At 71.6% G+C, this 3,999-nt stretch carries 4 protein-coding genes; 2 read left to right on the top strand and 2 right to left on the bottom strand.

Annotated elements, in window-relative coordinates:
- Positions 1-1,088, bottom strand: a 1,088-nt coding sequence (locus Q0A33_RS02880) for an AMP-binding protein (protein WP_291792825.1), incomplete at its 3' end; no start/stop codon positions are given.
- 130 nt (positions 1,089-1,218) lie between these two features.
- Between Q0A33_RS02880 and Q0A33_RS02875 the strand changes: the two genes are divergently transcribed.
- Positions 1,219-3,129, top strand: coding sequence for an acetate--CoA ligase (locus tag Q0A33_RS02875; RefSeq protein ID WP_291792823.1), 1,911 nt, complete (start codon positions 1,219-1,221; stop codon positions 3,127-3,129).
- Positions 3,130-3,286: 157 nt separating this feature from the next.
- Here Q0A33_RS02875 and Q0A33_RS02870 read toward each other — a convergent pair whose 3' ends face one another.
- On the bottom strand, positions 3,287-3,757 hold the full coding sequence (locus Q0A33_RS02870; protein WP_291792820.1) for an LPXTG cell wall anchor domain-containing protein: 471 nt from the start codon (positions 3,755-3,757) through the stop codon (positions 3,287-3,289).
- On the opposite strand from Q0A33_RS02870, the gene Q0A33_RS02865 reads away from it, so the two are divergent.
- Positions 3,747-3,999: hypothetical protein (locus Q0A33_RS02865; protein ID WP_291792818.1), on the top strand; the 253-nt coding region annotated here is incomplete at its 3' end. The two genes, Q0A33_RS02870 and Q0A33_RS02865, sit on opposite strands and share 11 nt — an antisense overlap.

Raw genomic sequence — 3,999 nt, 5'->3', positions numbered from 1 at the left:
TAGACGATCTCCCCCGTCTCCCCCGCCGGCACGTCCTCCCCGTCCGGACCCACGACGCGCGCGGCGACCATCCCCACGGGCCGGCCCACGGAGCCCATCTTCACGAGGGAGTCCGCGCCGGTGAGCGCGGTGGTGGTGGGCGACATCTCCGTCTGCCCCAGCCCCGCGCTGATGATGGCCTCCGGGAAGGTGTCCGCCATGAGCTGCAGCGTCTCCCGGCTCGCCGGCGAGGCGCCCCAGGTCATGACCTTGAGGTCCAGCTTCCGCTCGCGGATGCCCGGCTGCGAGCAGAACGCCTGCCAGAGGGTGGGCACGAGGAACATGTGGGTGACGCCCTCGGCCTCCACCGTGTCCGTGAGCGCCTCTATGCTCATGAGCACCCTGGAGGGCGCGACCACCACCTTCGAGGCGTTGAAGAACGCCGTGTAGGCGTTCGAGACGCCCACGATGTGGAACAGCGGGACGACGATGATCGAGGCGTCGTGCGCGGTGCCGGCAGGACCCATCCGATTGGCGGTAATCACCTGCGTGACGAGGTTGAGGTGGCTGATCATGGCGCCCTTGGGCGCGGAGGTGGTGCCCGAGGTGTAGACGAGGAAGGCGGTGTCCGTCTCCGCCACGTCCACCGGCTCCGGCACCTCGCCCGAGGCCGCGCACGCGGCGAACTCCTCCCCGAACCGGAGGACGGGGACGTCCTGCGCCGCCGTGGCCTCGGCCAGCCGGGCGGCTCCCAGCTCGTCGACGAAGCCGAACACCGCGCCGGAGTCGCCGATGAGGTAGTCGAGCTCCGGCCCTGCGGAGCGGATGTTGAGCGGCACCGCGACGGCGCCCGCGGTGTTGATCGCAGCGAGCGCCGCGATGTACTCGACGCTGTTGAGGGCGAGGAGGTACACGCGGTCGCCCCGGCTCACTCCCCTGCGCTGAAGCATCGCCGCGACGGCGCGCACCCGGTCCCTCAGCTCCCGCCAGGTGAGCCGGAGCCCCTCCCCCACCAGCGCCTCGGCCCCGCCGCGGTCCTGCGCGTGCAGCTCCAGCATGTTCATCCAGTGCAGGCGCCTGCTGGCCTCGAGCTCGGCGTCATAGGTCATGGTCTCCCCCGGTCTCCGTCACGGCCGGGAGCGCATCCGGGCGCAGCGCGTGCGGTCCACGTCGCGGACGCGCAGCGCCACCCGGGGCGCCCGGCCTGGCAATGTCCGTGACCATCATTACAGTATTCCTATGACGCAGAGCACACAGGATCAGACGTATTCCGCAGTCGCCCGGCGCGCGGCCGCAGACCCGGAGGGCTTCTGGCTGGAGGCCGCAGAGGCGATCGACTGGACGGTTCCGCCCACACGCGCGGTGGACGGCAGCCGTGCGCCCGTCTACCGCTGGTTCCCGGACGGGGAGCTCAACGTGTGCGCCAACGCGCTCGACAGGCACGTGGCCGCCGGCCGCGGGGCGCAGGCCGCACTCGTCTACGACTCCCCCGTCACCGGTACGGTCCGGACCTACACGTACGCAGAGCTCCTCGACGAGGTCTCCCGCTTCGCCCGCGCGCTGGCGGAGCGGGGCGTGGGCCGGGAAGACACGGTCGTCATCTACATGCCCATGGTGCCCGAGGCCGTGGTCGCGATGCTCGCCTGCGCGCGCCTGGGCGCGGTCCACTCGGTGGTGTTCGGCGGCTTCGCGGCCAATGAGCTCGCCGTCCGCATCGACGACATCCGTCCCAAGGCCGTCATCAGCGCGTCCGCGGGGATCGAACGGAACCGGGTCATCGAGTACAAGCCCCTCCTGGACCGCGCGCTGGAGATCGCGGAGGCGGAGCCGGAGTTCAGCGTGGTGGTGCAGCGGGAGCAGTCGCCGGCGCAGCTGCGCGAGGGCTTCGACCTCGACTATGCCCGGCTCCTGGAGGCCGCGCAGGAGGGCATCGACCCGGTGCCGGTGAAGGCGACGGACCCGCTCTACGTCCTCTACACCTCGGGCACCACGGGGAAGCCCAAGGGGATCCTCCGCGATGCCGGCGGCTGTGCCGTCGCACTCCAGTGGTCCATGCCCCACGTGTTCGACCTGCACCCCGGCGACACGATGTTCACGGCCTCGGACGTGGGCTGGGTGGTGGGGCACTCCTACATCGTCTACGCCCCGCTGCTGGCCGGCGTCACCACCGTCCTCTACGAGGGCAAGCCCATCGGCACCCCGGATGCGGGCGCGTTCTTCCGGGTGATCGAGGAGCACGGCGTGAACGTCTTCTTCGCCGCCCCCACCGCCATGCGCGTGGTCCGCAAGGAGGACCCGGACGGGGAGCACCCCGCCGCTCGGGACCTCTCCTCGCTGCGCGCGGTGTTCCTCGCCGGCGAACGGCTGGACCCGGACACCTGGGAGTGGACGACGCAGATGCTGCGGTCTTCGACGGGCCGCGACATCCCGGTGGTGGACAACTGGTGGCAGACGGAGACCGGCTGGCCCATCGCCGCGAATCCGCTGGGCATCGAACGGCTGCCGCTGCGGCCCGGCTCGCCCACCGTGCCCACCCCCGGATATCAGGTGCGCGTCGTGGATTCCGCGGGCGCTCCGGTCCCCGCCGGCACGGAGGGCCTCATCGTCATCGATCTGCCGCTGCCGCCCGGCACGCTCGCGGGACTCTGGGGCGATGAGGAGCGCTATGTCTCCAGCTACCTCTCCGCCTTCGAGGGCACCTATCTCACCGGCGACTCCGGCATGATCGACGAGGACGGGTACGTCTACGTGATGGGCCGCACCGACGACGTCATCAACGTCGCCGGTCACCGGCTCTCCACCGGAGTGCTGGAGGCCGTGGTCGCCTCGCATCCCGGCGTGACGGAGTGCGCCGTGATCGGCGTCCACGACGAGACCAAGGGACAGATCCCGCGGGCCTTCGTGGTGCTCTCCCCGGGAGCGGACGCGCAGACGGTGCCCGCGGAGCTCGTCTCCCTGGTCCGCTCCGAGGTGGGACCGGTGGCCGCACTCCGGCAGGTGGACGTGGTGGAAGCGCTGCCCAAGACGCGCTCCGGCAAGATCCTCCGCAAGACCATGCGGGAGATCGTCGACGGCGAGGAGGTGCGCATCCCCTCCACGATCGAGGACGTCACCGTGCTGGAGAGCCTGCGGGAGGGGCTGAGCCGCTGAGCGGTCGCCCCCTCGGGGGCGGAGTGAAGGGCCCCGCGTCACCGAGCGCGGGCCGCCCACGGCACCGGGACACACCGCGGAATGAAGGGCCGGGAGGCGTTCGCCTCCCAGCCCTTCCCTCAGCACGCCGTCCTCAGCTCTCGGGCCGGGTTCCCCTTCAGGCCCTGCGGCGGCGGGTGAAGAACAGCGCGGTCACACCGACTCCCACGGTCACCACGCCGAGGAGCAGAGCGGCAAGGCTGCTGCCGCCGGTCCGCGGCAGGTCCGAGCCGTCGCCGGCACCGTCGTCGTCACTGCCGTTGTCGTCACCGTCGTCGCCGGCATCGTCGTCGCCACCGTTCGGCGCATCGTCGTCGGCCACGACGCTGAACGTTCCGCTCAGGTCCTCCGCCGAGGCGTCGACGGCAGAGGCCTCACCGGATCCCTCCTCCACGGAGGCCTCCACGGAGTACTCGCCCAGGTAGTCCTCGGCGTCGGCCGCGCTGACCCCGTAGACCACCGCCGATGCGACGCCCTCCTCGTCGGCCTCACCCGGGAGGGTGCTGGGCTCGACGTTCTGCTCCGCAGCAGGCGCCACATCGAACTCGACCTCGGTGCCGGGCTCCAGCCCGTCCACCGTGAGAGTCACGCCCTTCCCCTCGTCGAGGAAGTCGGAGACGCCGATCTCCTCGGGGCTGATGCCCAGTGCCGGCTCAGCCGGCTCGTCCGTCGGGTCCGTGGTCGGGTCCGTGGTCGGGTCCGTGGTCGGCTCCTCGGTCGGGTCGTCCGTGGGCTCCGTGGTCGGCTCCTCGGTCGGGTCGTCCGTGGGCTCCGGCGTCGGCTACGTAGGCGGCTCCTCCGTCGGGGCCGGCGTCGGCTCCTGGGGCGGGG

It is taken from the genome of Brevibacterium sp. (assembly GCF_022712115.1).
GTDB classification, from domain to species: Bacteria; Actinomycetota; Actinomycetes; order Actinomycetales; family Brevibacteriaceae; genus Brevibacterium; species Brevibacterium salitolerans.
The sequence above is the reverse complement of the archived record's forward strand: the minus strand, read 5'-3'. Positions and strand labels throughout refer to the sequence as shown.

What these genes read in the sequence shown, in the direction of transcription:
- Q0A33_RS02875 (WP_291792823.1), top strand. Translation starts at nt 1,219, where the DNA reads ATGACGCAGAGCACACAGGATCAGACGTATTCCGCAGTCGCCCGGCGC.